The organism is Nocardioides korecus (genome assembly GCF_054778395.1).
Window position 1 is genome coordinate 144,698 of record NZ_BAAGZO010000005.1, and the last position, 19,600, is coordinate 164,297.

20 protein-coding genes are annotated in these 19,600 nt (G+C 73.2%); 9 read left to right on the forward strand and 11 right to left on the reverse strand.

Annotation, left to right across the window (positions count from 1 at the left end):
- Nucleotides 1-95 precede the first annotated feature (95 nt).
- Nucleotides 96-977, forward strand: coding sequence for a DUF559 domain-containing protein (locus ACYVDA_RS11420; RefSeq protein ID WP_460818482.1), 882 nt, complete (start codon nucleotides 96-98; stop codon nucleotides 975-977).
- A 99-nt stretch (nucleotides 978-1,076) separates the two neighbouring features.
- Here the strand turns inward: ACYVDA_RS11420 and typA are convergent, their stop codons facing one another.
- A complete protein-coding gene (typA, locus tag ACYVDA_RS11425; RefSeq protein WP_460818483.1) occupies nucleotides 1,077-2,990 on the reverse strand; it encodes a translational GTPase TypA in 1,914 nt (637 codons plus the stop codon).
- Nucleotides 2,991-3,141: 151 nt separating this feature from the next.
- On the opposite strand from typA, the gene ACYVDA_RS11430 reads away from it, so the two are divergent.
- Nucleotides 3,142-3,753: an arsenate reductase/protein-tyrosine-phosphatase family protein gene (locus ACYVDA_RS11430; protein WP_460818484.1), complete on the forward strand. Its 612-nt coding sequence runs from the start codon at nucleotides 3,142-3,144 to the stop codon at nucleotides 3,751-3,753.
- A gap of 33 nt (nucleotides 3,754-3,786) precedes the next feature.
- Here the strand turns inward: ACYVDA_RS11430 and ACYVDA_RS11435 are convergent, their stop codons facing one another.
- Nucleotides 3,787-4,536, reverse strand: coding sequence for an SDR family oxidoreductase (locus ACYVDA_RS11435; RefSeq protein ID WP_460818485.1), 750 nt, complete (start codon nucleotides 4,534-4,536; stop codon nucleotides 3,787-3,789).
- A 113-nt stretch (nucleotides 4,537-4,649) separates the two neighbouring features.
- On the opposite strand from ACYVDA_RS11435, the gene mshA reads away from it, so the two are divergent.
- Nucleotides 4,650-5,957, forward strand: a complete 1,308-nt coding sequence (gene mshA / locus ACYVDA_RS11440; protein ID WP_460818486.1) for a D-inositol-3-phosphate glycosyltransferase — start codon at nucleotides 4,650-4,652, stop codon at nucleotides 5,955-5,957.
- A gap of 36 nt (nucleotides 5,958-5,993) precedes the next feature.
- Complete coding sequence (locus ACYVDA_RS11445) at nucleotides 5,994-6,596, forward strand: type III secretion system chaperone family protein (protein WP_460818487.1); 603 nt, start codon at nucleotides 5,994-5,996, stop codon at nucleotides 6,594-6,596.
- A gap of 23 nt (nucleotides 6,597-6,619) precedes the next feature.
- Here the strand turns inward: ACYVDA_RS11445 and ACYVDA_RS11450 are convergent, their stop codons facing one another.
- Genes ACYVDA_RS11450 through ACYVDA_RS11460 form a run of 3 tightly spaced genes read right to left on the reverse strand, consistent with a single transcriptional unit; the run spans nucleotide 6,620 to nucleotide 9,552 of the window.
- Nucleotides 6,620-7,552: a DMT family transporter gene (locus tag ACYVDA_RS11450; RefSeq protein WP_460818488.1), complete on the reverse strand. Its 933-nt coding sequence runs from the start codon at nucleotides 7,550-7,552 to the stop codon at nucleotides 6,620-6,622.
- 34 nt (nucleotides 7,553-7,586) lie between these two features.
- A complete protein-coding gene (locus ACYVDA_RS11455) occupies nucleotides 7,587-8,264 on the reverse strand; it encodes a response regulator (protein ID WP_460818489.1) in 678 nt (225 codons plus the stop codon).
- Nucleotides 8,265-8,313: 49 nt separating this feature from the next.
- Nucleotides 8,314-9,552, reverse strand: coding sequence for a sensor histidine kinase (locus tag ACYVDA_RS11460; protein WP_460818490.1), 1,239 nt, complete (start codon nucleotides 9,550-9,552; stop codon nucleotides 8,314-8,316).
- Between the two features lie 123 nt (nucleotides 9,553-9,675).
- Between ACYVDA_RS11460 and phoU the strand changes: the two genes are divergently transcribed.
- Nucleotides 9,676-10,326, forward strand: a complete 651-nt coding sequence (gene phoU, locus ACYVDA_RS11465) for a phosphate signaling complex protein PhoU (RefSeq protein ID WP_460818491.1) — start codon at nucleotides 9,676-9,678, stop codon at nucleotides 10,324-10,326.
- A gap of 248 nt (nucleotides 10,327-10,574) precedes the next feature.
- Nucleotides 10,575-11,489, forward strand: coding sequence for an endonuclease domain-containing protein (locus ACYVDA_RS11470; protein ID WP_460818492.1), 915 nt, complete (start codon nucleotides 10,575-10,577; stop codon nucleotides 11,487-11,489).
- 154 nt (nucleotides 11,490-11,643) lie between these two features.
- Here the strand turns inward: ACYVDA_RS11470 and ACYVDA_RS11475 are convergent, their stop codons facing one another.
- The 4 genes from ACYVDA_RS11475 to ACYVDA_RS11490 form a co-directional block, all read right to left on the reverse strand.
- Nucleotides 11,644-12,396 carry a phosphoglyceromutase gene (locus tag ACYVDA_RS11475; protein ID WP_460818493.1) on the reverse strand — a complete coding sequence of 251 codons (753 nt, stop codon included), beginning with the start codon at nucleotides 12,394-12,396 and terminating at the stop codon, nucleotides 11,644-11,646.
- Between the two features lie 98 nt (nucleotides 12,397-12,494).
- Complete coding sequence (locus ACYVDA_RS11480; RefSeq protein WP_460818494.1) at nucleotides 12,495-13,151, reverse strand: hypothetical protein; 657 nt, start codon at nucleotides 13,149-13,151, stop codon at nucleotides 12,495-12,497.
- A gap of 226 nt (nucleotides 13,152-13,377) precedes the next feature.
- Entirely contained in the window at nucleotides 13,378-13,965 is a 588-nt protein-coding gene (locus ACYVDA_RS11485; RefSeq protein WP_460818495.1) for a hypothetical protein, read from the reverse strand.
- Between the two features lie 50 nt (nucleotides 13,966-14,015).
- Nucleotides 14,016-14,858, reverse strand: coding sequence for a UbiA family prenyltransferase (locus tag ACYVDA_RS11490; protein ID WP_460818496.1), 843 nt, complete (start codon nucleotides 14,856-14,858; stop codon nucleotides 14,016-14,018).
- Nucleotides 14,859-15,050: 192 nt separating this feature from the next.
- Here ACYVDA_RS11490 and ACYVDA_RS11495 point away from each other — a divergent pair, with 192 nt between their 5' ends.
- Both ACYVDA_RS11495 and ACYVDA_RS11500 read left to right on the forward strand, forming a co-directional pair.
- Nucleotides 15,051-15,536, forward strand: a complete 486-nt coding sequence (locus ACYVDA_RS11495; RefSeq protein ID WP_460818497.1) for a CarD family transcriptional regulator — start codon at nucleotides 15,051-15,053, stop codon at nucleotides 15,534-15,536.
- A 244-nt stretch (nucleotides 15,537-15,780) separates the two neighbouring features.
- On the forward strand, nucleotides 15,781-16,377 hold the full coding sequence (locus ACYVDA_RS11500; protein WP_460818498.1) for a 2-C-methyl-D-erythritol 4-phosphate cytidylyltransferase: 597 nt from the start codon (nucleotides 15,781-15,783) through the stop codon (nucleotides 16,375-16,377).
- Here the strand turns inward: ACYVDA_RS11500 and ACYVDA_RS11505 are convergent.
- On the reverse strand, nucleotides 16,334-17,050 hold the full coding sequence (locus tag ACYVDA_RS11505) for an IspD/TarI family cytidylyltransferase (RefSeq protein ID WP_460818499.1): 717 nt from the start codon (nucleotides 17,048-17,050) through the stop codon (nucleotides 16,334-16,336). The two genes, ACYVDA_RS11500 and ACYVDA_RS11505, sit on opposite strands and share 44 nt — an antisense overlap.
- On the reverse strand, nucleotides 17,047-17,916 hold the full coding sequence (locus ACYVDA_RS11510) for an alpha/beta fold hydrolase (protein ID WP_460818500.1): 870 nt from the start codon (nucleotides 17,914-17,916) through the stop codon (nucleotides 17,047-17,049). Before ACYVDA_RS11510 ends, ACYVDA_RS11505 begins: the two co-directional genes overlap by 4 nt.
- A gap of 148 nt (nucleotides 17,917-18,064) precedes the next feature.
- Between ACYVDA_RS11510 and xylB the strand changes: the two genes are divergently transcribed.
- Nucleotides 18,065-19,465 (forward strand): xylulokinase, encoded by a 1,401-nt coding sequence (gene xylB / locus ACYVDA_RS11515; RefSeq protein WP_460818501.1) that lies wholly within the window; start codon nucleotides 18,065-18,067, stop codon nucleotides 19,463-19,465.
- The last annotated feature ends 135 nt before the right edge of the window (nucleotides 19,466-19,600 follow it).

Genomic DNA, 19,600 nt, shown 5'->3' on the forward strand with positions numbered 1-19,600 from the left:
GGTGCTCGTGACCAGGCGTGACGAGGCGGGCGACGGCCGGCACTCCTGTGGACGACGGTTTGCCGGACCGACGTCGGTCGGCTGGGGTGTGCCGCATGGACGTGGCGCAGGTGGTGCGCGAGCTGGGCGGGGTCGCGCGCTCAGGTGCGCTGGGACCTGCCGTGCCGCGACCGGACCTGCGTCGCGCTCTCGACGCGGGATCGGTGGTGCGGCTGGCCCACGGGCTCTACGGTCTGCCGGAGACGACGTCGCACCGGGCCGATGCGCTCAGTCTGGACGCGGCGCTCGCGTTGGAGTCGGCCGCGCTCGCTCACGGGTGGGGCGTCAAGATCCCGCCGAAGCGTGCCCAGGTCGTGGTGGGGCGCGCGAGGAAGGTGACCGCCCAGCGCAGGCAGGGCGTCGACCTGCGGTGGGGTGAGGTGTCCCGTGCGGAGCTGGACGCGGGCGTCACCACCAAGGTGCGCACGGCGGTCGACTGCGCCCGGTTGCTGCCATTCGACGCGGCCCTGGCCGTCGTGGACTCCGCGCTCCGTGACGGAGTTCCACGCACGGACCTTCTCCTCGCCTGTGAGAGGGCACCCCGGACCGGTCGGTCCCGTGCGTTCGGGGTGATCGAGCTTGGCACGAGTCTGGCCGCCAACCCCTTCGAGTCGGTCCTGCGGGCCGTGGTCCACGCTATGCCCGGCGCCGACTTCGAGCCCCAGGTGTGGATCGGGTCGATCGGACGCACCGACCTGGCTGACCGGAGAAACCGGGTGGTCCTGGAGGCCGACTCCTTCGAGTTCCACTCTCAGCCAGGCCCGTTCGCCGACGACATGGTGCGCTACAACGCCTTCGTGGCCGAGGGCTGGCGGGTGCTGCGCTTCGCCTGGAAGCACGTCATGTTCGAGCAGGACGCGGTCCGAGCGACGGTGGCGGCGGTCCTGCGACCATCTCGACCGGCAGTTCGGTCCTGTCCCAGCTGCGTCCCCGCCTGACGACGCGCTCGTGCGAATGAACTGCAGGTCGAGATGGCGGGAACGCCGCACGCCCGCCGGACCGGGGTCCGACGGGCGTGGGTGGTGGAGCGGGGTGGGTCAGCCCTTGCGCGCGCGGGCGGCGGTGCGGCCGCGCTCGCCGGCATCCAGGTGCACCTTGCGGATCCGGACGGCGTCCGGGGTGACCTCGACGCACTCGTCCTCGCGGCAGAACTCCAGCGACTGCTCGAGGGAGAGCTTCTTGGCCGGGACCAGCTTCTCGAAGTTGTCCGAGGAGGAGGCGCGGACGTTGGTCTGCTTCTTCTCCTTGGTGATGTTCACGTCCATGTCGTCGGCGCGCGAGTTCTCGCCGACGATCATGCCCTCGTAGACCTCCACGGCCGGCTCGAGGAACATCACGCCGCGCTCCTGCAGGTTGGTCATGGCGTACGCCGTGGACGCACCCGCGCGGTCGGCGACCAGCGAGCCGTTGGACCGCGAGCGGATGTCGCCGGCCCAGGGCTCGTAGCCCTCGAAGACCTGGTGGGCGATGCCGGTGCCGCGGGTCTCGGTGAGGAACTCGGTGCGGAAGCCGATCAGGCCACGCGCTGGGACCAGGAACTCCATGCGCACCCAGCCGGTGCCGTGGTTGGTCATCTGCTCCATGCGGCCCTTGCGGACGGCGAGCAGCTGGGTGATCGCGCCGAGGTACTCCTCGGGGGCGTCGATGGTCAGGCGCTCCATCGGCTCGTGGGTCTTGCCGTTGACCTGGCGGGTGACCACCTGCGGCTTGCCGACGGTCAGCTCGAAGCCCTCGCGACGCATCTGCTCGACCAGGATGGCCAGCGCCAGCTCGCCTCGGCCCTGCACCTCCCAGGCGTCGGGACGCTCGGTGGGCAGCACGCGGAGCGAGACGTTGCCGACCAGCTCGGCGTCGAGCCGGTCCTTGACCAGGCGGGCGGTGACCTTGGTGTTCTTGGTCGGGCCGCGGCCGGCCAGCGGGGAGGTGTTGGTGCCGATGGTCATCGAGATCGCGGGCTCGTCGACCTTGATCAGCGGCAGCGCGACGGGGTTCTCGGCGTCGGCCAGGGTCTCGCCGATCATGATGTCGGGGATGCCGGCGATGGCGACGATGTCACCGGGGCCGGCGGACTCGCCGGGCTTGCGCTCGAGGGCCTCGGTGACCAGCAGCTCGGTGATCTTGACGTTCTTCACCGACCCGTCGGTGCGCATCCAGGCCACCGTCTGGTTCTTCTTCAGCGTGCCCTCGTGGACCCGCACCAGCGCGAGCCGGCCCAGGAAGGGGCTGGCGTCGAGGTTGGTGACGTGGGCCTGCAGGGGCGCGTCGGGGGTGAACCGCGGCGCCGGGATGGTCTCCAGGATGGTCTTGAACAGCGGCTCGAGGTCGGGGGAGTCGGGCACCTCGCCGTTGGGCGGGGCCTCGAGCGAGGCCTTGCCGGCGCGGGCGCTGGCGTAGACGACGGGGAAGTCCAGGGCGTCCTGGCTGTGGGAGTCGTCGAGCAGGTCCATGAAGAGCTCGTAGGTCTCGTCGACGACCTCGGCGATGCGGGCGTCGCCACGGTCGGTCTTGTTGACCACGAGCACGACCGGCATGTCGGCGTTGAGCGCCTTGCGCAGCACGAAGCGGGTCTGGGGCAGCGGGCCCTCGGAGGCGTCGACCAGCAGCACGATGCCGTCGACCATCGACAGGCCGCGCTCGACCTCGCCACCGAAGTCGGCGTGGCCGGGGGTGTCGATGATGTTGATCGTCATCGGGTTGCCGCCGGCGGACGGGCCGGCGTAGTGGATCGCAGTGTTCTTCGCGAGGATCGTGATGCCCTTCTCGCGCTCCAGGTCACCGGAGTCCATCGCACGCTCGTCGACGTGCTGGTGCTCGCCGAACGCACCGCCCTGCCAGAGCATCTTGTCGACCAGCGTGGTCTTGCCGTGGTCGACGTGCGCGACGATCGCGACGTTGCGGAGGTCGGTGCGGGACTGCTTCGGGGCGGTCTCAGGGGCCTGGGGCGTGGACATGCGAACCGTTTCGTAGACGAAGGGGGAGGCCGCGGAGCATGCTCACGCGACATCACAGTCTATCGCCCGCGCGGACCCGACCCGACCAGGGCGATCTCGACCTCGTCACAGCCGCTGCTCGGGGCACCCCCGTCTCACTACGATGCGCTGCGTGAACCGCTTCCGCGTCCTGGTCGTGTGCGTCGGCAACGTGTGCCGCTCCCCGCTCGGCGAGCGGCTGCTGGCCGCCCGGCTCGACCCCGAGCGCTTCGAGGTGACCAGCGCCGGGGTGAACGCCCTGGTGGGGTCCCCGATGGTGCCCGAGGCGGCGGCGCGGCTGTCGGCGTACGGCGGGAGCGCGGAGGGGTTCCTCGCCAGCCAGCTCACCGGGCGCACGGTCAAGGAGGCCGACCTGGTCCTCACCGCGACCGCCGAGGTGCGCTCGCGGGTGCTCTCGGAGGCGCCGGGCGCGATGCGGCGCACGTTCACCGTCCGCGAGCTGGCGGCGCTGGTCGAGGTGCTGGGCCAGGAGCCCGACGACTCCACGGGCGACGCCGCCCCCGACCCGGTCGAGCTGGTCGCCCGGGCGGCGCGGGACCGGTCGCGGGCCCGGGTGGCCGACCCGGACGTGCCGGACCCCTACCGCCGCGGCGACGAGGCCCACGACCTCGCGGCGCGGCTGATAGCCGAGGCGCTGGAGCCGGTCGCGCAGTGGCTCTCGGGGGAGCCGGTGACGCGGCCGGCAGCCGCTGAGCCCGACGCGGAGGGTGCTGCGGACGCCTGACAGGCGGTCGGCGCCAGCGGTCGAGTCGGGGGCTCAGCCCTCCCGGTGGACCTTGTGCTGGTCGGCCTGGGCGCGGGGGCGCAGGACCAGCTCGTCGATGTCGACGTGGGCGGGCAGGGAGGCGACCCAGCGGACCGCCTCGGCGACGTCCTCGGCGACCAGCGGCTCGGCCACCCCGGCGTACGTCGCGTCGCGCTTGGCCTCGTCGCCGTCGAAGCGGCGCAGGCCGAACTCCTCGGTGCGGACCATGCCGGGCGCGATCTCGGTGAAGCGCAGCGGCTCGGCGACGTGCTCCAGGCGCAGGGTGCGGGTCAGGACGCGCACGCCGTGCTTGGCCGCGACGTACCCCGCCCCGCCCTCGTAGGCGACCCGGCCGGCCGTGGAGCCCATGTTGACCACGAGGCCACCGCCGCCGGCGCGCAGGGCGGGCAGCAGGGCCTGGGTGACGCGCAGGAGGCCGAGCACGTTCACGTCGTACATCCGTGCCCAGGTCTCGGGGTCGGCGTCGGCGACCGGGGAGGCGTCGAAGGCGCCGCCGGCGTTGTTGACCAGCACCTCGACGTCGCCGCCGAGCTCCTCGACCGCGGCGGCGAGGGCCGCGACGGAGCCCGCGTCGGTGATGTCGCAGGTCACGGCCACGCCGTCGATCTCGCGGGCGAGGGCCTCGAGCCGGTCGCCGCGGCGGGCCACGACCACGACCCGGAAGCCGTCCCCGGCCAGGGCACGGGCGGTGGCGGCGCCGATGCCGCTGCTGGCTCCGGTGACGACGGCGGTGCGGGACATGCGGCCTCCAGGGAAGGGGTGGGGACGGGCGGTGCGAGGTGGCGCAGCGTCCCTTGGATGATAGGGGCGGAATGCGGGGCCGCCGACGGGGGTTGGCTCCCTGGAGGTGCCTCATGACGCTCGCCACGCCGTACGCCGGTGCGCCGGTAGACCCCGCCATCCGCCGGGTCGCCATGGTCAGCCTGCACACCTCCCCGCTCGACCAGCCGGGCACGGGTGACGCGGGCGGGATGAACGTCTACGTGCTGGAGCTGGCCCGGCGCCTGGCCGCCCGCGGGGTCGAGATCGACGTGTTCACCCGCGCGACGGGCGGGGCGCTCGACCCGGTCGTGGACGTCTCCGACGGCATCCGCGTCCACCACGTCTCCGCCGGTCCCTACGAGGGCCTGACCAAGCACGAGTTGCCCGCCCAGCTGTGCGTCTTCGCCCGCGAGGTCCTGCGCGCCGAGGCCTACCACCCGCCCGGCTACTACGACGTCGTGCACAGCCACTACTGGCTCAGCGGCCAGGTCGGGGCGCTCGCCCGCGACCGGTGGGGCGTGCCGCTGGTGCACACGATGCACACGATGGCCAAGGTGAAGAACGCCGCGCTCGCCGCCGGGGACACCCCCGAGCCGCTGGCCCGCCTGATCGGCGAGGAGCAGGTGGTGGCCTCGGCCGACATGCTCGTGGCCAACACCGACGAGGAGGCGCGCGAGCTGCTCGACCTCTACGCCGCCGACCCCGGCCGGGTCGAGGTCGTGCACCCCGGCGTCGACCTCGCGCGCTTCCGCGCCACCGACCAGGCCGGCGCCCGCGAGCGCCTGGGGCTGCCCGCGACCGGGCCGCTGATCACCTTCGTCGGCCGGATCCAGCCGCTCAAGGCGCCCGACGTGATGCTGCGCGCGGTCGCGGTGCTGCTCGAGCGGCGCCCCGAGCTGCGCTCCTCGCTCACCGTGGCGGTCGTCGGCGGCCCGTCCGGGTCCGGGCTGGAGCACCCCGACGCGCTCGCCCGGCTGACCGACGAGCTCGACCTGGGCGGGGTGGTGCGGTTCGTGCCGCCGGTGGCCCAGGACCGCCTCGTCGACTGGTACGCCGCCTCCACGCTGGTCTGCGTCCCGTCGTACAACGAGAGCTTCGGGCTGGTCGCCGTCGAGGCCCAGGCCACCGGCACCCCCGTCGTCGCCGCCGGCGTCGGCGGGCTGCGCACGGCCGTGGCCGACGGGGTCTCCGGGATCCTGGTCGACGGTCACGAGCCTGCGTCGTACGCCGCCGCCTTCGAGCGCGTGCTCCTCGAGCCGGGGCTGCGCGACCGCCTGGCGGCCGGCGCCGCGGCCCACGCGGGACAGTTCGGCTGGGACCGGACCGCCGAGGTGATGCTCGGCGTCTACGCCCGGGCGAGCGAGAAGATGCGCGCCGACGTCACGGGCGCCGTGCTCTGAGGCCTGCGGCCCAGGCGTGCCTGTCATGATCGGGGCGTGACCGAGCCCGCCTCCCCCGCCCAGCCGACGACCCAGGCGACGGCCCAGCCGGCCACGCAGCCGACGGAGCCCACCGCCGAGCTCGACCCGGCCCGCCGCCGCACGCTGGACGCGCTCGTGCAGGTCTTCGACGAGGCCGGCCTGACCTGGAGCCACGTCACGCCCACCTCGCTGAGCGTCGACCTGCCCGGGGAGAAGAAGCTCCAGACCCCGTGCCGCTTCGACGTCGCCACCCACGCGCTGGGCGTGCACGCGTTCGTGTGCCGGCGCCCCGACGAGAACTTCGAGGGCGTCTACCGCTGGATGCTCGAGCGCAACATGAAGATGTACGCCTTCGCGTTCGCCCTCGACGGCGTCGGCGACATCTACCTCGACGCCAAGCTGCCGCTCGAGGCCGCGACTCCCGAGGAGATCGACCGGCTGCTCGGCGCCGCGCTGGAGTACGCCGACGGCTCGTTCAACACCCTGCTCGAGCTGGGGTTCGCCTCCTCGATCCGCAAGGAGTGGGAGTGGCGGGTCTCCCGCGGCGAGCCGACCCGCAACCTCGAGGCCTTCCGGGGCCCGCTGCGCCTCGACGACCTGGGGTCGCCGCCGGAGTAGGTGGCTGTCCCGGACGGCCGCGGTCAGGTCCGGGTGCGCGCGCTGCGCGGTCGGCGGCGGGAGAGGCTGACGCCGAGCAGGGCGAGCACGCCGCCGGCGTACGCCATCGCGGGCGGGGCCTCGCCCAGGAACACCAGCCCGAGCACGACCGTGATCACCGGCACCAGGTAGGTGGTCACGCCCAGGCGGCTGGCGCTGGTGTGCCGCAGCGCGAAGGCGTACGTCGTGAAGGCGATCGCCGTGGGGAAGACGCCGAGGTAGACCAGCCACCACGACGAGGACGCCGGGGCGGCGCGCACCTGGGAGACCAGGTCGCCGGCGAAGGGCAGGCAGCTGACCGCCCCGATGGTGCAGGCCAGCCAGGTCACGTGGACCGCGGCGAGCCGCCCGACCAGGGGCTTCTGCAGGATCAGGCTCACGGCGTACGCCGCTGCGCTGACCAGGCAGAGCAGCACCCCGGTCACGTCGTTGTCGGCGCCCGAGCCGCCGTGGGACAGCGCGATCAGGGCGACCCCGCCGAAGGCCAGCGCCAGGCCGAGCACGAGCGGTGCGGTGAACCGCTCGCCCAGGAAGACCGCGGCCAGCACCGCGATCAGCACGGGCGAGACCTGGATCAGCATCGCGGCCGTGCCGGCGTCGACCTGCCGCTCGCCGGCGTTGAGGGCGACGTTGTAGACGCCGAACCACAGCACCCCGATCACCACGATGGAGACCCACTCGCGCCCCGTGGGACGCGGGAGGCCGCGGGCGACGGCCACCACGCCGAGCACCACGGCACCGACCAGCAGCCGGCCCAGCGAGAGCGCGCCGGGAGTGAAGTCGGCGGCCAGGTGGCGGATCGCGACGAACGCGGAGGCCCAGAACAGCAGCGTGCACGCGACGGCGGCGACGGGCAGCCAGGTGGGCGTCTGCGGCGTCGTCGTCGCTCCGGCGTCCGTGGGGGTCGAGGTGGTCACGCCCTCAGGGTAGGGACGACCGCCGACACCGCTCTCAGAGGTCGAGCTTGTAGCCCAGTCCGCGCACGGTGGTCAGCAGCTTGGGCTCGGCGGGGTTGCTCTCGAGCTTGGCCCGCAGGCGCTTGACGTGGACGTCGAGGGTCTTGGTGTCGCCGACGTAGTCCGAGCCCCAGACCCGGTCGATCAGCTGGCCGCGGGTCAGCACCCGGCCGGGGTTGCGCAGGAACATCTCCAGGAGCTCGAACTCCTTCAGCGGTAGCCGCACCTCGGCGCCGCCGAGGGTGACGATGTGGCGCTCGACGTCCATCCGCACCGACCCCACCTCGAGGGTGGCCGGCGCCAGGTCGGGCTCGACGCCGCGGCGCAGGACCGCGCGGATGCGCGCGACCAGCTCGCGGGGGGAGTAGGGCTTGGTGACGTAGTCGTCGGCGCCGAGCTCGAGCCCGACCACCTTGTCGACCTCGTCGTCCTTGGCGCTGACCATGATCACCGGCACGTTGGAGGTCTGCCGGATCTGGCGACACACCTCGGTGCCGGGGATGCCGGGCAGCATCAGGTCGAGCAGCACGATGTCGGCGCCCGCGCGGTCGAACTCGACCAGGGCCTCGTCGCCGGTGGCCGCGATGGCCACCTCGAAGCCCTCCTTGCGCAGCATGTAGGCCAGGGCGTCGCTGTAGCTCTCCTCGTCCTCGACGACCAGGACCCGCGTCATGCGCTCGCCCCGGGCAGGGAGGCGACCGTCAGGTGGGGCAGGGGGAGGTTCACGCGATCTCCTTCGTGGGCGCGCCTGCGCGCCGGGTGGTCAGGTCGGGGGCGGGTCTGTCGCCGGTCCGGGTCGGGGTGGCGGCGGTGTCCGCGAGGTCGGTGCGCCCGTCGAGGTCGGCCGGTCCGGGCTTGCGCGGCAGGGTCAGGGTGAACGTCGACCCCTGGCCCTCGACCGACCACACCCGCACCTCGCCGCCGTGGGAGGCCGCGACGTGCTTGACGATCGACAGGCCCAGGCCGGTGCCGCCGGTGGAGCGGTGGCGGGCGGGGTCGACGCGGTAGAAGCGCTCGAAGATCCGGTCGATCTCCCGCGCCGGGATGCCGATGCCGCGGTCGGTGACGGTGATGTCGAGGGTGGTGTCGTGGGGCGTGGCGGCGACCACGACCGAGGAGCCCTCGGGGGAGTACGACACCGCGTTGGCGACCAGGTTGCTGACCGCGACGGCGACCTGCTCGCGGTTGCCCAGCAGCACCAGGCCGGGGGCGCCGTCGTGGACCAGCTCGATGTGGCGCGACTGGGCGTCGGTCGCGCTCTCGTCGATGGCCCGCTCGATGATCCGGTCGACCTCGACCGCCACGGGCTCGTCCAGCGGGTCGTCGCCCTGGAGGCGGGACAGCTCGATGATCTGCTGCACGAGACGGGCCAGCCGCTCGCTCTCCTTGTGCATCCGCCCGGCGAAGCGCTGGACGGCCTCGGGGTCGTCGGCGGCCTCGATGACGGCGTCGGAGAGCAGCTTGATCGCACCCACCGGGGTCTTCAGCTCGTGGCTGACGTTGGCCACGAAGTCGCGGCGGATGGACTCGACGCGCCGCTCGCGGGTGCGGTCCTCGACCAGGGCCAGCACCAGCTGGGAGGACAGCGGCGCCACCCGGGCGGTGACGTGCCGGGGCGGCAGGCCCTCGCGCTGCATGAGCAGCTCGGTCTCGCGGATCTGTCCGTCGCGGCGTACCTGCTGGACCAGCTCGGCGAGCTCGCGCTCGGTGATGGCCGACCCGCGCACGATCCCCATCGCGATGGCGGGCGCGGAGGCCTTGAGGACCTGGTCGCTGCCGTCGACGACGAGCGCGCTGCTGCGCAGGACCGAGAGCACCGCCGCGACCCCCGGCGGCAGGGGCGGCTCCGGGATCTCGACGGTGCGCAGCTGGCGCTCGGAGACCCGGAAGGCCAGCACCGCACCGCCGCCGAGCACGGCGCCCAGCAGCGCGAAGAGGAGGGCCTGGAGGGTCGGGCTCACAGGTGCGATCGTACGCAGGGATTCACCCCACGTTCGGCCACGCGAGGCGGCCTTCGGGGGCTGTTCACCGCCAGTTCACGAAAGAAATCCAAGGCTTCACCCGACCGACGTACCGTGCACCTCATGCGCGACGCCTTCTCCGACCAGCTCGACTCCATCCGCGACGACCTCGTGGCCATGGCCCGCCTCGTGCGCGAGGCGCTCACCGAGGGCACCACCGCCCTGCTCGAGGGGGACGGCCAGCGCGCCGAGCAAGTGATCTCCAACGACGCCGCCATCGACGCCCTCCGCGAGAAGCTCGAGGAGCGCTCCTTCGAGCTGCTCTCCCTGCAGAACCCCGTCGCGGGCGACCTGCGGATGCTCGTCGCGTCGCTGCGGATGGTCTCGGAGTTCGAGCGGATGGGTGACCTCGCCGTCCACGTCGCCAAGATCGCCCGCCTGCGCGTCCCCGAGATCGCCGTGCCCGAGTCGGTCGTCCCGATGATCGAGCGGATGGCCACGGTCGCCGAGGTGATGATCGCCAAGGTCGAGCACATCATCGCCGAGTCCGACGTCGCCGCGGCCGAGGAGCTCGAGCAGGTCGACCAGGAGATGGACAAGCTGCGCCGCAACTCCTTCCGCGACCTGCTCGGCTCCGAGTGGACCTACGGCGTCGAGCCGGCCGTCGACATCGCCCTCCTGGGCCGGTACTACGAGCGCATCGCCGACCACGCCGTGTCGATCGCCCGCCGGGTGGTCTTCCTGGTCACCGGCGAGCACCCGCAGTACGCCTGACGGGCTGGTCCGCCGCGCGCCGGGTTCTGGCCCCGGTGCGGTCGCTGCGGTCGCCACACATTTGTGTAGCGGATGCAGCGTGATCGGCTCTTCCTGACGCATCCGCTACACAAATGTGTGGGGTCGGGCGCGCTGTACGCCTCGGCTCACCGCGGCCGGGGCGTCCACAACCCCGTCGGCGTGGCGCTCCGTCCACAGGCCGATCGAGGCCGGTGTGCTCCGGGTCGCGCGTTCCCGAGGCTGGGGTCGTGCGCCACTCGGATCTCGACACCACCAGGCCCTTCACCCGCGACCTCGCCCTCAGGCACGGGCTGGACCCGACCGGTCGGGGGAACCGGTTCCAGCGGTTGTTCCACGACGTGTACGTCGACCGCTCCGTCGAGCTGACCCCGATGGTCCGCGCACGGGCGGCGCTCGCGTTGCACCTGCCCACCGCCCACCTCAGCCACACCACGGCCGCGGAGGTCATGGGCCTGCCGGTCCCGGCGACGGACCGGGTGCACGTCACCGCGGCGCAGCAGGACGAGCGGCGGCAGCGCCCGGGCATCGCGTGCCACGTGCAGTGTCGTGAGATCACCACCGTCCAGCACAGCAGCGGGTTGACCCTCCCGTCACCGCTCGACCTCTTCATCGAGCTCGCCGGCGTGCTCAGCCTGGTCGACCTCGTGGTCGTGGGGGACGCGATGGCTCGGCGGGGACTGTTCACGGCGTACGAGCTCCGGACGTTCTGCGCGGGGACGCAGCGGTGGCACTCCCGTCGGGCCCGTCGGGGAGCGGCTCACGTCCGTGACCGTGTCGACTCCCCCATGGAGAGTCGCCTCCGCCTGCTCCTGTCACTGGCCGGGTTGCCGGAGCCCGTGGTCAACCACCTCGTGCGCACCGCGGACGGTGAGCGGTTCCTGGACCTGGCGTACGCCGAGTCGATGGTCGCGATCGAGTACGACGGTCGGCACCACGCAGAGCGCGAGGCGCAGTGGGAGAGCGACCTGGTCCGCCGCGAGAAGCTCGAGGCCCTGGGCTGGCGCTTCGTCGTCGTGACGGCTGACGGGATCTTCAAGGAGCCCGACGTCACCCTGCGGCGGGTCGTCTCGGCGCTCGCCGGCCGGGGACGGCGTACGCCCCCGCTCCGGGACGCCTGGCGGGTCCACTTCCCCACACGCTGAGGGCGGTGGTCGGCGGGGGCTCGGCTGCAACGGCTACACATTTGTGTAGCAGTTGCAGCGTCGGGACCCTCGATCTGCTGCATCCGCTACACAAATGTGTGGCGGCTGCTGCGCCGTGGGTGGTGCTCCCAGGGCGCCGGGCGGGCGCTCCGGGTCAGCGACCCTGGTTGGCGACGGCGTCGGCGGCGGCGCGGGCGGCCTCGGGGTCGAGGTATCGGCCGCCCTTCTCCACCGGTGAGCCGGACGCGTCGAGCTGGTAGACGAGCGGCTGGCCGGTGGGGATGTTCAGGCCGGCGATGTCCTCGTCGCTGATGCCGTCGAGGTGCTTGACGATCGCGCGCAGGCTGTTGCCGTGGGCGGCCACGAGCACGGTGCGGCCGGCGTCGAGGTCGGGTACGATCGCCGACTCCCAGTAGGGCAGCATCCGCTCGATCACGTCGGCGAGGCACTCGGTCGCGGGCAGGTCGTCGCCGAGGTCGGCGTACCGCGGGTCACCGGTCTGGGCCCACCGGTCGTCGGGCTCGATGGGCGGCGGCGGGGTGTCGAAGGAGCGGCGCCAGGTCATGAACTGCTCCTCGCCGTACTCCGCCAGCGTCTGCTTCTTGTCCTTGCCCTGGAGGGCGCCGTAGTGGCGCTCGTTGAGGCGCCAGGAGCGGCGCACGGGGATCCAGTGGCGGTCCGCCGCGTCCAGCGCGAGGTGGGCGGTGGTGATCGCGCGCCGCAGCAGCGAGGTGTGCACGACGTCGGGGAGCAGGCCCGCCTCGAGGAGCTGCTCGCCGCCGGCGACGGCCTCGCCGCGCCCCTTCTCGGTCAGGGCCACGTCGACCCACCCCGTGAAGAGGTTCTTGGCGTTCCAGTCGCTCTCGCCGTGGCGCAGCAGGATCAGGGTCCGGGTGGGCTCGCTCATGACCGCGATCCTAGACAAGACCGGGGGCGGCGGACCCTCCCGTCCGCCGCCCCCGGCCCCTCGTGCCGTACGCCGACCCGGGGATCGGCGCGCTCGACTCAGACCGTCAGACGCCCCAGGGCACCGATGATCTGGTTGAGCAGGCCCGTCAGCTGGGTCAGCAGGTTCGACAGCGGGCTGCCCGCGTCGAGCAGCCCGGCCACGAAGCACAGCAGGTTGCCGAGCAGCTGCCCGGCGCCCGACTGGGCCACGACGTTGAGCACGACCTGGTCGAGGTGCACCTGGAGACCGAGGACGTTGAGGTCCAGGGGCGCCAGCACCAGGTTGAGCACGTTGCACGCACCGGCCGCCGGAGCGGGCGGGAACGCGGCCGCAGCGGCGCGCGCCGAGGGCGTGGTGGCCGGGACGGCGCGGCCGTCGACGGCGCTCACCGGCATGGTGGCGGCCTGGCGGAAGCGTGCGTCCTTGCCGGGCTTGACGATGCGGCCCCGCAGGATGCCCTGGGCGACCATGCCGTCGCCGGAGGCGACGACGCGCTTGGGGATGAACACCGCGCGCACCTGCTGGCCGGCCGCGGTGACCCCGGTGACGGGTGCGGTGACCTTGACGTGCTTGGCGGTGGCGTGCAGGCGACCCGGGGCGGTGGCGGCGCCGGCGGAGCCGACCCCGATCCCGACCAGGCTCATGGAGATCGTCAGCACGACGGCGATCAACCCCGCGGGGCTGAGCCGTCTGATGGCTCCGAGATGTGACATGTGGTTCTCCTCCCATGCCCACGGGAGATCCGTGGACAAAAGAGGCGTACCCCGCAGAACGAGCGTCCACCCATCGAGACTGTCCGGATGATGGACCGTAAGTCTCGCCTACTGGACGGTAATCGTCTCGCCAGGCGGGAACCGGGCCGTTCGGGGGGGTCGAGATCCTGAGAAAAACTCAGGATCGCGGCCCGTGCGGCCCCGTCGGGCCGGCGTCAGGACCGCGCTAGGGGGTCGAGGTCGACGAGGGGCTCGCCGACTCCGAGGGGCTGGCGGAGCCGGACGGGCTGGCCGATCCCGAGGGGCTCGCGGAGCCCGAGGGGGACGGCGAGGACGACTCGGTCGGGGAGGCGCCGACAGTGGCGTACTCCCCGGTCTGGTCGACCACGGGCACGTTGATCTTGGTGGTGACGCCGTCGTCGAAGGTGAACGTGAGCCGGAGGTTGGCGCCGGACTCCACCTTCGAGCCGGTGACGCTGATCGCGGGCTCGTTGGCCAGGTTGACCAGGCCGCCGGCCGGGACCTTGACGGGGCCGGCGAGCTTCACCTCGGCCCCCGACGGGCCCGTGATGCCCGTGAGGGTGATGGTCTTGGTCTGGCTCTTGTTGACCAGCGACGAGATGTAGGTGCCCGAGCCCTTGCTTCCGCTGACGATGACCGAGGCCAGCACGTCGACGGTCGTGGAGCGGTCGTCGGTGCCGACGCCGGGCTGGTAGACCTTGTCGGTCTGGTAGCCGAAACCGCAGGACGCGGTGAGCGGGGCGAGCAGCACGAGGGACGCGGCTGCGAGGCGACGACGGGTTGACGTCAACATGGCGGAGCGGTTCCTCTCGACGGTTCTGCGGGCGTGGCGAATCGTATCGCTCAGCGTGCGATGCCCACCGCGAGGGCCGTCCACACGAGCGCGGCCACCGTGGCGACCGTCAGCACGCCGGTGACGACCAACAGGCGAGGTGCGCCCGTGCGCAGCGCGACGCGCAACGGGAGGCTGCGTACGCCGGCCTCGTTGTCCTCGACCAGGTCGGGCAGTGTGGTCAGGAAGTGCACCAGGACGCCGAGCACCGCGGCCAGCACCAGGAAGGTCGTCACGGGGGCGGTCCCCACGGACTCCTTGGCCCAGCCGCCGTAGGCCAGGAAGCAGACCAGCAGGGCGAACGTCGCGGCCCACCCGAGCGGGGACGCCGGGGTGCCCTGGAGGTAGCGGTCCTGCACGAAGCCCACCACCAGGGTGCCGAGCAGGAACAGCCCGGCCGCCGTCCCGAGCTGGAGCGAGAGCGGGACCAGGACGATCACGATCGCGGCCACCAGGAAGGTGGCGTTGCCGCGCGCGGCCCGGTCCTCGGCCAGCGGCTTGCCACTGGCCCCGGAGCGACGGTCCACGTCGATGTCGACGACGTCGTCGATCAGGCCCAGGGCCAGCTGGGACAGCAGCACCACCAGCGCGCTCAGCGCGACCTCGCGCACGGGCCGACCCATCAGGGCGCACAGGGCGCCGACGACCACCGCGAAGGCCAGCGCCTGGCGCGGGTGGGTGGCTCGCAGCAGGGCGCCGACCTGAGCCCGTGCGCCGCCCGCGCCGGCGTCGTCGGCCCGTCCGCTCGTGCCGTCGCGACCGGCCTCGTCCGAGGTGCCGCGGGTGCCTCTGCGGCCCTTCTTCGGGGGTGGGACCGGGGTCGGACTGGCCTCGGTGCCGGGGGAGCTGCTCATGGGTCGCAGTATCGAGCATCGGTGCTGGTCGTGGGCAGGTTCCGGCAAGCCCGACCGTGTCCCCGGGCCCTCGCGCTGCACACGAAATAGCGCCCTGTCAAGCCCCGTTTAGCGCGCTGACCTGCGCAAACGGTCGAAAGGTGCGGTCCACAACCGTGTTAGACTGGTCACCTCGAAAGGGGTTCACTACATATGACATTCACCGTCGGCGAAACGGTCGTCTATCCGAATCACGGGGCCGCAGTCATCGAAGACATCGAGATGCGCTCCATCAAGGGTGAGGAGAAGCAGTACCTCGTTCTCCGCATCGTGGCCCAACAGGACCTGGTCGTCCGGGTGCCCTCGTGCAACCTCGACCTGGTCGGCGTCCGTGACGTCGTCGACAAGGCCGGTCTCGACCGCGTCTTCGAGGTCCTGCGTGCCGTGGTGCCGGACGAGCCGACCAACTGGTCGCGTCGTTACAAGGCCAACCTGGAGAAGTTGCACTCGGGCGACGTCATGAAGGTGGCCGAGGTCGTCCGCGACCTGTGGCGCCGTGAGCGCGACCGCGGGCTGTCGGCCGGCGAGAAGCGGATGCTGGCCAAGGCGCGCCAGATCCTCGTCTCCGAGCTGGCCCTGGCCGAGCACACCAACGAGGACAAGGCCGAGACCATCCTCGACGAGGTCCTGGCCTCCTGATCCACCCGACGGAGGCGTTCCCGCCGCCGTCGCCCACGAGCCCCCCGGTCATCACGACCGGGGGGCTCGTGGCGTGTCTGGGGGTCGGCGGGTGGGTGCGTCGGCCACACATTTGTGTAGCAACTGCACCACTTCGAGCCCGATCCGCTGCATCCGCTACACAAATGTGTGGCCACGACGCCCGCCGAGGCCCTCGCCCTGCCGGGAGGACTGATCACCCGGGGCCGGCCCTAGGGTGGGTCGCATGTACGACGAGGAGCCGGGCGCCCTGGGGTTCGTGCCGGTCGAGGGGCGCGGGTCGCTGCCCTACGCGCTGGTGCACGGCGAGTCGCTGGTCGCCGCCGCGTCGTGGGCGCTGACCACGGCCGGGGTCGAGCTGCTCGACTGGGGCGTGGGGCTCGGGGCCGTCCGGGAGAGCGGTCGGGTGCTCGTCGTGCACGACCCGCTGTGCCCGCTGACGCCGGTGGAGTTCCTGGAGTCGGCGATCGCCGAGTGCGAGCGGACCGGGGCCGTCGTGGTCGGCGTACGCCCGGTGACCGACACGGTCAAGGAGCACGGGTCGGCGCCCGGGGGGCCCGACGTGCTCGGCGCGACCGTGGACCGCGACACCCTGATGTGCGTGGTGTCCCCGCTGGTGCTGCCGTCGTCGGTGGTGGCCTCGCTGGAGGAGCTCGGGGTCGAGGACCTGGCGCGGACCGTGGCGCAGCTCGTACGCCGTGTCCCCGTCCGCTACCTGCCGGCTCCCGCCCTGGCCCGCCGGGTGACCGGGCCCGACGACCTCGAGGTGCTCGAGGCCCTCAGCTCGGCCCTGCGGGGGGATCCGCGGGGGCCCGGCGACTGAGCAGCTCCCGGGCCAGCGCGAGGTCCTCGGGGAAGGTCACCTTGAGGTTGCGCGCGGACCCGGGGACGGCCACCACCGGCAGGTCGGTGTAGCGCGCGAGCACGGCGGCGGTGTCGGTGCCGCGGAACCCCTCGGCGTGGGCCCGGGTGTGCGCCTGGAGCAGCGGGGCGGCCCGGAACGCCTGCGGCGTCTGCACGGCGACCAGACCGGCCACCGTGGTGCTGCCGTCGCGGGCCGAGAGCCGGGGGCAGTCCACGACCGGGATCGCCGCCCCGTGCCGGGACGCCTCGTCGATCGTGCGTCGCCACAGGCCCACGTCGGCGAGCGGTCGGGCGGCGTCGTGCACGGCGACCACGTCGATCTCGCCCCGCTGGACGTCGGGGGTCAGGACGCGCAGCGCCTGCCACTCGGAGTCGTGGCGCTCGGCCCCGCCCTCGACGACCCACAGGTCGTGGGTGCCCAGGTGCGGCGCGACGGCCTCGCGCACCGCGTCGCTCTCCCCGGCGCGGCAGACCAGGACGACCCGGTGGACCCCGGCGACGTCGAGCACGGTGCGCACCGACCGGGCCAGGACGGGGACGCCGTCCAGGTCCAGGAGCACCTTGTTGACGCCGGCGCCGACCCGGCTGCCCGAGCCCGCGGCCAGCAGCACGGCGGCGGTCCGGACGCTCACAGGTGGGGCTCGATCAGGCGGATCAGCGTGCCCGAGACCAGCGCGTCGCGCTCCAGCGGCAGCATGTGGCCCGCGTCGGGGGCCACGGTGAGCACGGCGCCGGGGGCGTGCGCCACGATCCGCCGCGCGTGCGACGGCGGCGTCAGGACGTCGCGGGTGCCGACCAGGACGTGGGTGGGGATCCCGGCGAGCACCGCGAGGGCGGGCGCCCGGTCGTGCCGCAGGCAGTCCTCGTAGTAGCCGACCACCGTGTCGCCCGGGCAGCTGATCAGCCCCTCGACGGCCAGCGCCGCGTCGGCCAGCCGCAGCGGACGACCGAAGACGAAGCGGCGCATCACCATCCGCTCCACGATCGGCGCGCGCCGGCGGGCCCGGCGCGACAGCGTCCGGGACCGGAGCGCGAGCATCCGCGGGATCTGCGCGCGCACCAGCGGACCCGCCTCGGGGAGCCCGAGCGTCACGGTGTCCATCTGGCCCGAGGAGGTGCTCACCAGCGCGACGCCGACCACCCGCTGGAAGATCATCGGACGTCGCTCGGCCAGGGCCATCAGGGTCATCCCGCCGATGGAGTGCCCCGCCAGGACCAGCGGGCCGGTCGGGGCCAGCTCGTCGATCAGCTGGGCCCAGTCGCGCGCCAGGACGGCGATGCGGGCGCGCTTGCGGGGGACCGGGTCGGAGTGGCCGTGGCCGCGGTGGTCCCAGGTGACGATGCGGATCCCGTGGCCGAACTCCTGCTGGAGGTCGCGCACCTGGTAGTGCCAGTCCTGCTGGTTCAGCGTCCAGCAGTGCGCCAGGAAGACCGTCAGCGGCGCGTCCGCGGGGCCGTACGTCGTCACGCTGAGGTGGTGACCGTCGTGGGTGCGCATCGACGTTCGGGGATCCTTCCGGCTCGTCACGGGTCTGGCTCCGGCCCGCGGGGGGAGTCTGCCCGATCCGCGCCGTCCGCGTCCGGCGTACGCCGCTGGGTGGGCCGCTCGCGTGCCGGGAGGGGCGGGACCGGCTAGCGTCGCGGGCATGACCCTGGTCGCCGGTGTGGACTGCTCGACCCAGGCCACCAAGGTGGTCGTCGTGGACGCCGCGGACGGGCGCGTGGTCCGCGAGGGACGGGCCGCGCACCCCGACGCCACCGAGCTGGACCCGCGGGTCTGGTGGACCGCCTGGCAGGAGGCCTCGGCCGACCTGCTCGACGGCGTCGAGGCGCTCGCGGTCGGTGGTCAGCAGCACGGGATGGTGCTGCTCGACGAGACCGGCGAGCCGGTCCGCGACGCGCTGCTGTGGAACGACAACCGGTCGGCGCCCGACGCCGAGGCGCTCGTGCAGGAGCTCGGCGGCCCGCAGGCGTGGGCCGAGGCGACCGGGTCCGTGCCGGTCGCGAGCTTCACCGTCACCAAGCTGCGGTGGGTCGCGCGCCACGAGCCGGAGGTGGCCGCGCGGGCGGCGGCGGTGCTGCTGCCCCACGACTACCTGACCCACCGGCTTCGGGGGTCCGCCCCGCTCGAGCAGGCCACGACCGACCGGGGCGACGCGTCGGGCACGGGGTACTGGTCGGACGCCGACGGCTACCGCCAGGACCTGCTCGAGCTGGCCCTCGGTCGGGTGCCGGTCACGCCGCGGGTCGCCGGGCCGGCCGAGGTCGTCGGCCGCACCCCCGACGGCGTCCTGCTTGGCGCCGGCACCGGCGACAACATGGCGACCGCGCTCGGACTGGGGTTGCGCCCGGGCGACGTGGTGGTCTCGCTGGGCACCAGCGGCACCGTCTTCGCACCCGCGACGTCGCGGACCGCGGACCCCACCGGCATCGTGGCCGGCTTCGCCGACGCGACCGGCGGCTTCCTGTACCTGGTCTGCACGCTCAACGCCGCCCGCGTCCTCGAGGCCGCGGTGTCCCTGGCCGGGACCGACCTGACCCGTCTGGACGAGCTGGCCCTGTCGGTGCCCGACGCCGGCGGCCTGGTGCTGCTGCCCTTCCTGGACGGTGAGCGCACGCCGCCGCTGCCCGACGCGACCGGCCTGCTGCACGGCCTGACCCGCCGCAACGCCACCCCGGCCCACCTCGTGCGCGCGGCCGTCGACGGACTGCTGTGCGGCCTGGCCGACGCGGTCGAGGCGGTCCGGGACACCGGTGTGGTGCTCGAGCGGATCGTGCTGGTCGGCGGGGCCGCGCGGTCGCACGCCGTACGCACCCTGGCCGCGGCGATGTTCGGGGTGCCGGTGCTCGCCCCGACCCCGGCGGAGTACGTCGCCCTGGGCGCCGCCCGCCAGGCCGCCTGGGCGCTGTCGGGCGCCGACGCGCCCCCGACCTGGGAGGTCGAGGGCGAGACCTTCGAGCCCGACCAGGACCTCGCTGCCGCGAGCGCGGCCGCGAGGTCGGCGTACCGCGAGGTCCTGCGAGCCGCCCGGCCGCTGCTCGGGTAGGCGGGAGCTGGGCGTCGCGCTGGGCCAGGTGGCGCATGTACATCGGGGTTGGAGACGCTCCACTCGGCCTGTGCCAGGCCTGGGGCGTCCACAGCCCCGCGCCAGAGCGCGACGGTCTGCGTCGCGGGCGGTACG

Coding starts and splice junctions, on each gene's coding strand:
- ACYVDA_RS11435 (WP_460818485.1), bottom strand. CDS start 4,536: ATGTCCCGCACCGCCGTCGTCACCGGAGCCAGCAGCGGCATCGGCGCC.
- xylB (WP_460818501.1), top strand. CDS start 18,065: ATGACCCTGGTCGCCGGTGTGGACTGCTCGACCCAGGCCACCAAGGTG.
- mshA (WP_460818486.1), top strand. CDS start 4,650: ATGACGCTCGCCACGCCGTACGCCGGTGCGCCGGTAGACCCCGCCATC.
- typA (WP_460818483.1), bottom strand. CDS start 2,990: ATGTCCACGCCCCAGGCCCCTGAGACCGCCCCGAAGCAGTCCCGCACC.
- ACYVDA_RS11485 (WP_460818495.1), bottom strand. CDS start 13,965: ATGTTGACGTCAACCCGTCGTCGCCTCGCAGCCGCGTCCCTCGTGCTG.
- ACYVDA_RS11475 (WP_460818493.1), bottom strand. CDS start 12,396: ATGAGCGAGCCCACCCGGACCCTGATCCTGCTGCGCCACGGCGAGAGC.
- ACYVDA_RS11510 (WP_460818500.1), bottom strand. CDS start 17,916: ATGCGCACCCACGACGGTCACCACCTCAGCGTGACGACGTACGGCCCC.
- ACYVDA_RS11500 (WP_460818498.1), top strand. CDS start 15,781: ATGTACGACGAGGAGCCGGGCGCCCTGGGGTTCGTGCCGGTCGAGGGG.
- phoU (WP_460818491.1), top strand. CDS start 9,676: ATGCGCGACGCCTTCTCCGACCAGCTCGACTCCATCCGCGACGACCTC.
- ACYVDA_RS11490 (WP_460818496.1), bottom strand. CDS start 14,858: ATGAGCAGCTCCCCCGGCACCGAGGCCAGTCCGACCCCGGTCCCACCC.
- ACYVDA_RS11455 (WP_460818489.1), bottom strand. CDS start 8,264: ATGACGCGGGTCCTGGTCGTCGAGGACGAGGAGAGCTACAGCGACGCC.
- ACYVDA_RS11495 (WP_460818497.1), top strand. CDS start 15,051: ATGACATTCACCGTCGGCGAAACGGTCGTCTATCCGAATCACGGGGCC.
- ACYVDA_RS11420 (WP_460818482.1), top strand. CDS start 96: ATGGACGTGGCGCAGGTGGTGCGCGAGCTGGGCGGGGTCGCGCGCTCA.
- ACYVDA_RS11480 (WP_460818494.1), bottom strand. CDS start 13,151: ATGTCACATCTCGGAGCCATCAGACGGCTCAGCCCCGCGGGGTTGATC.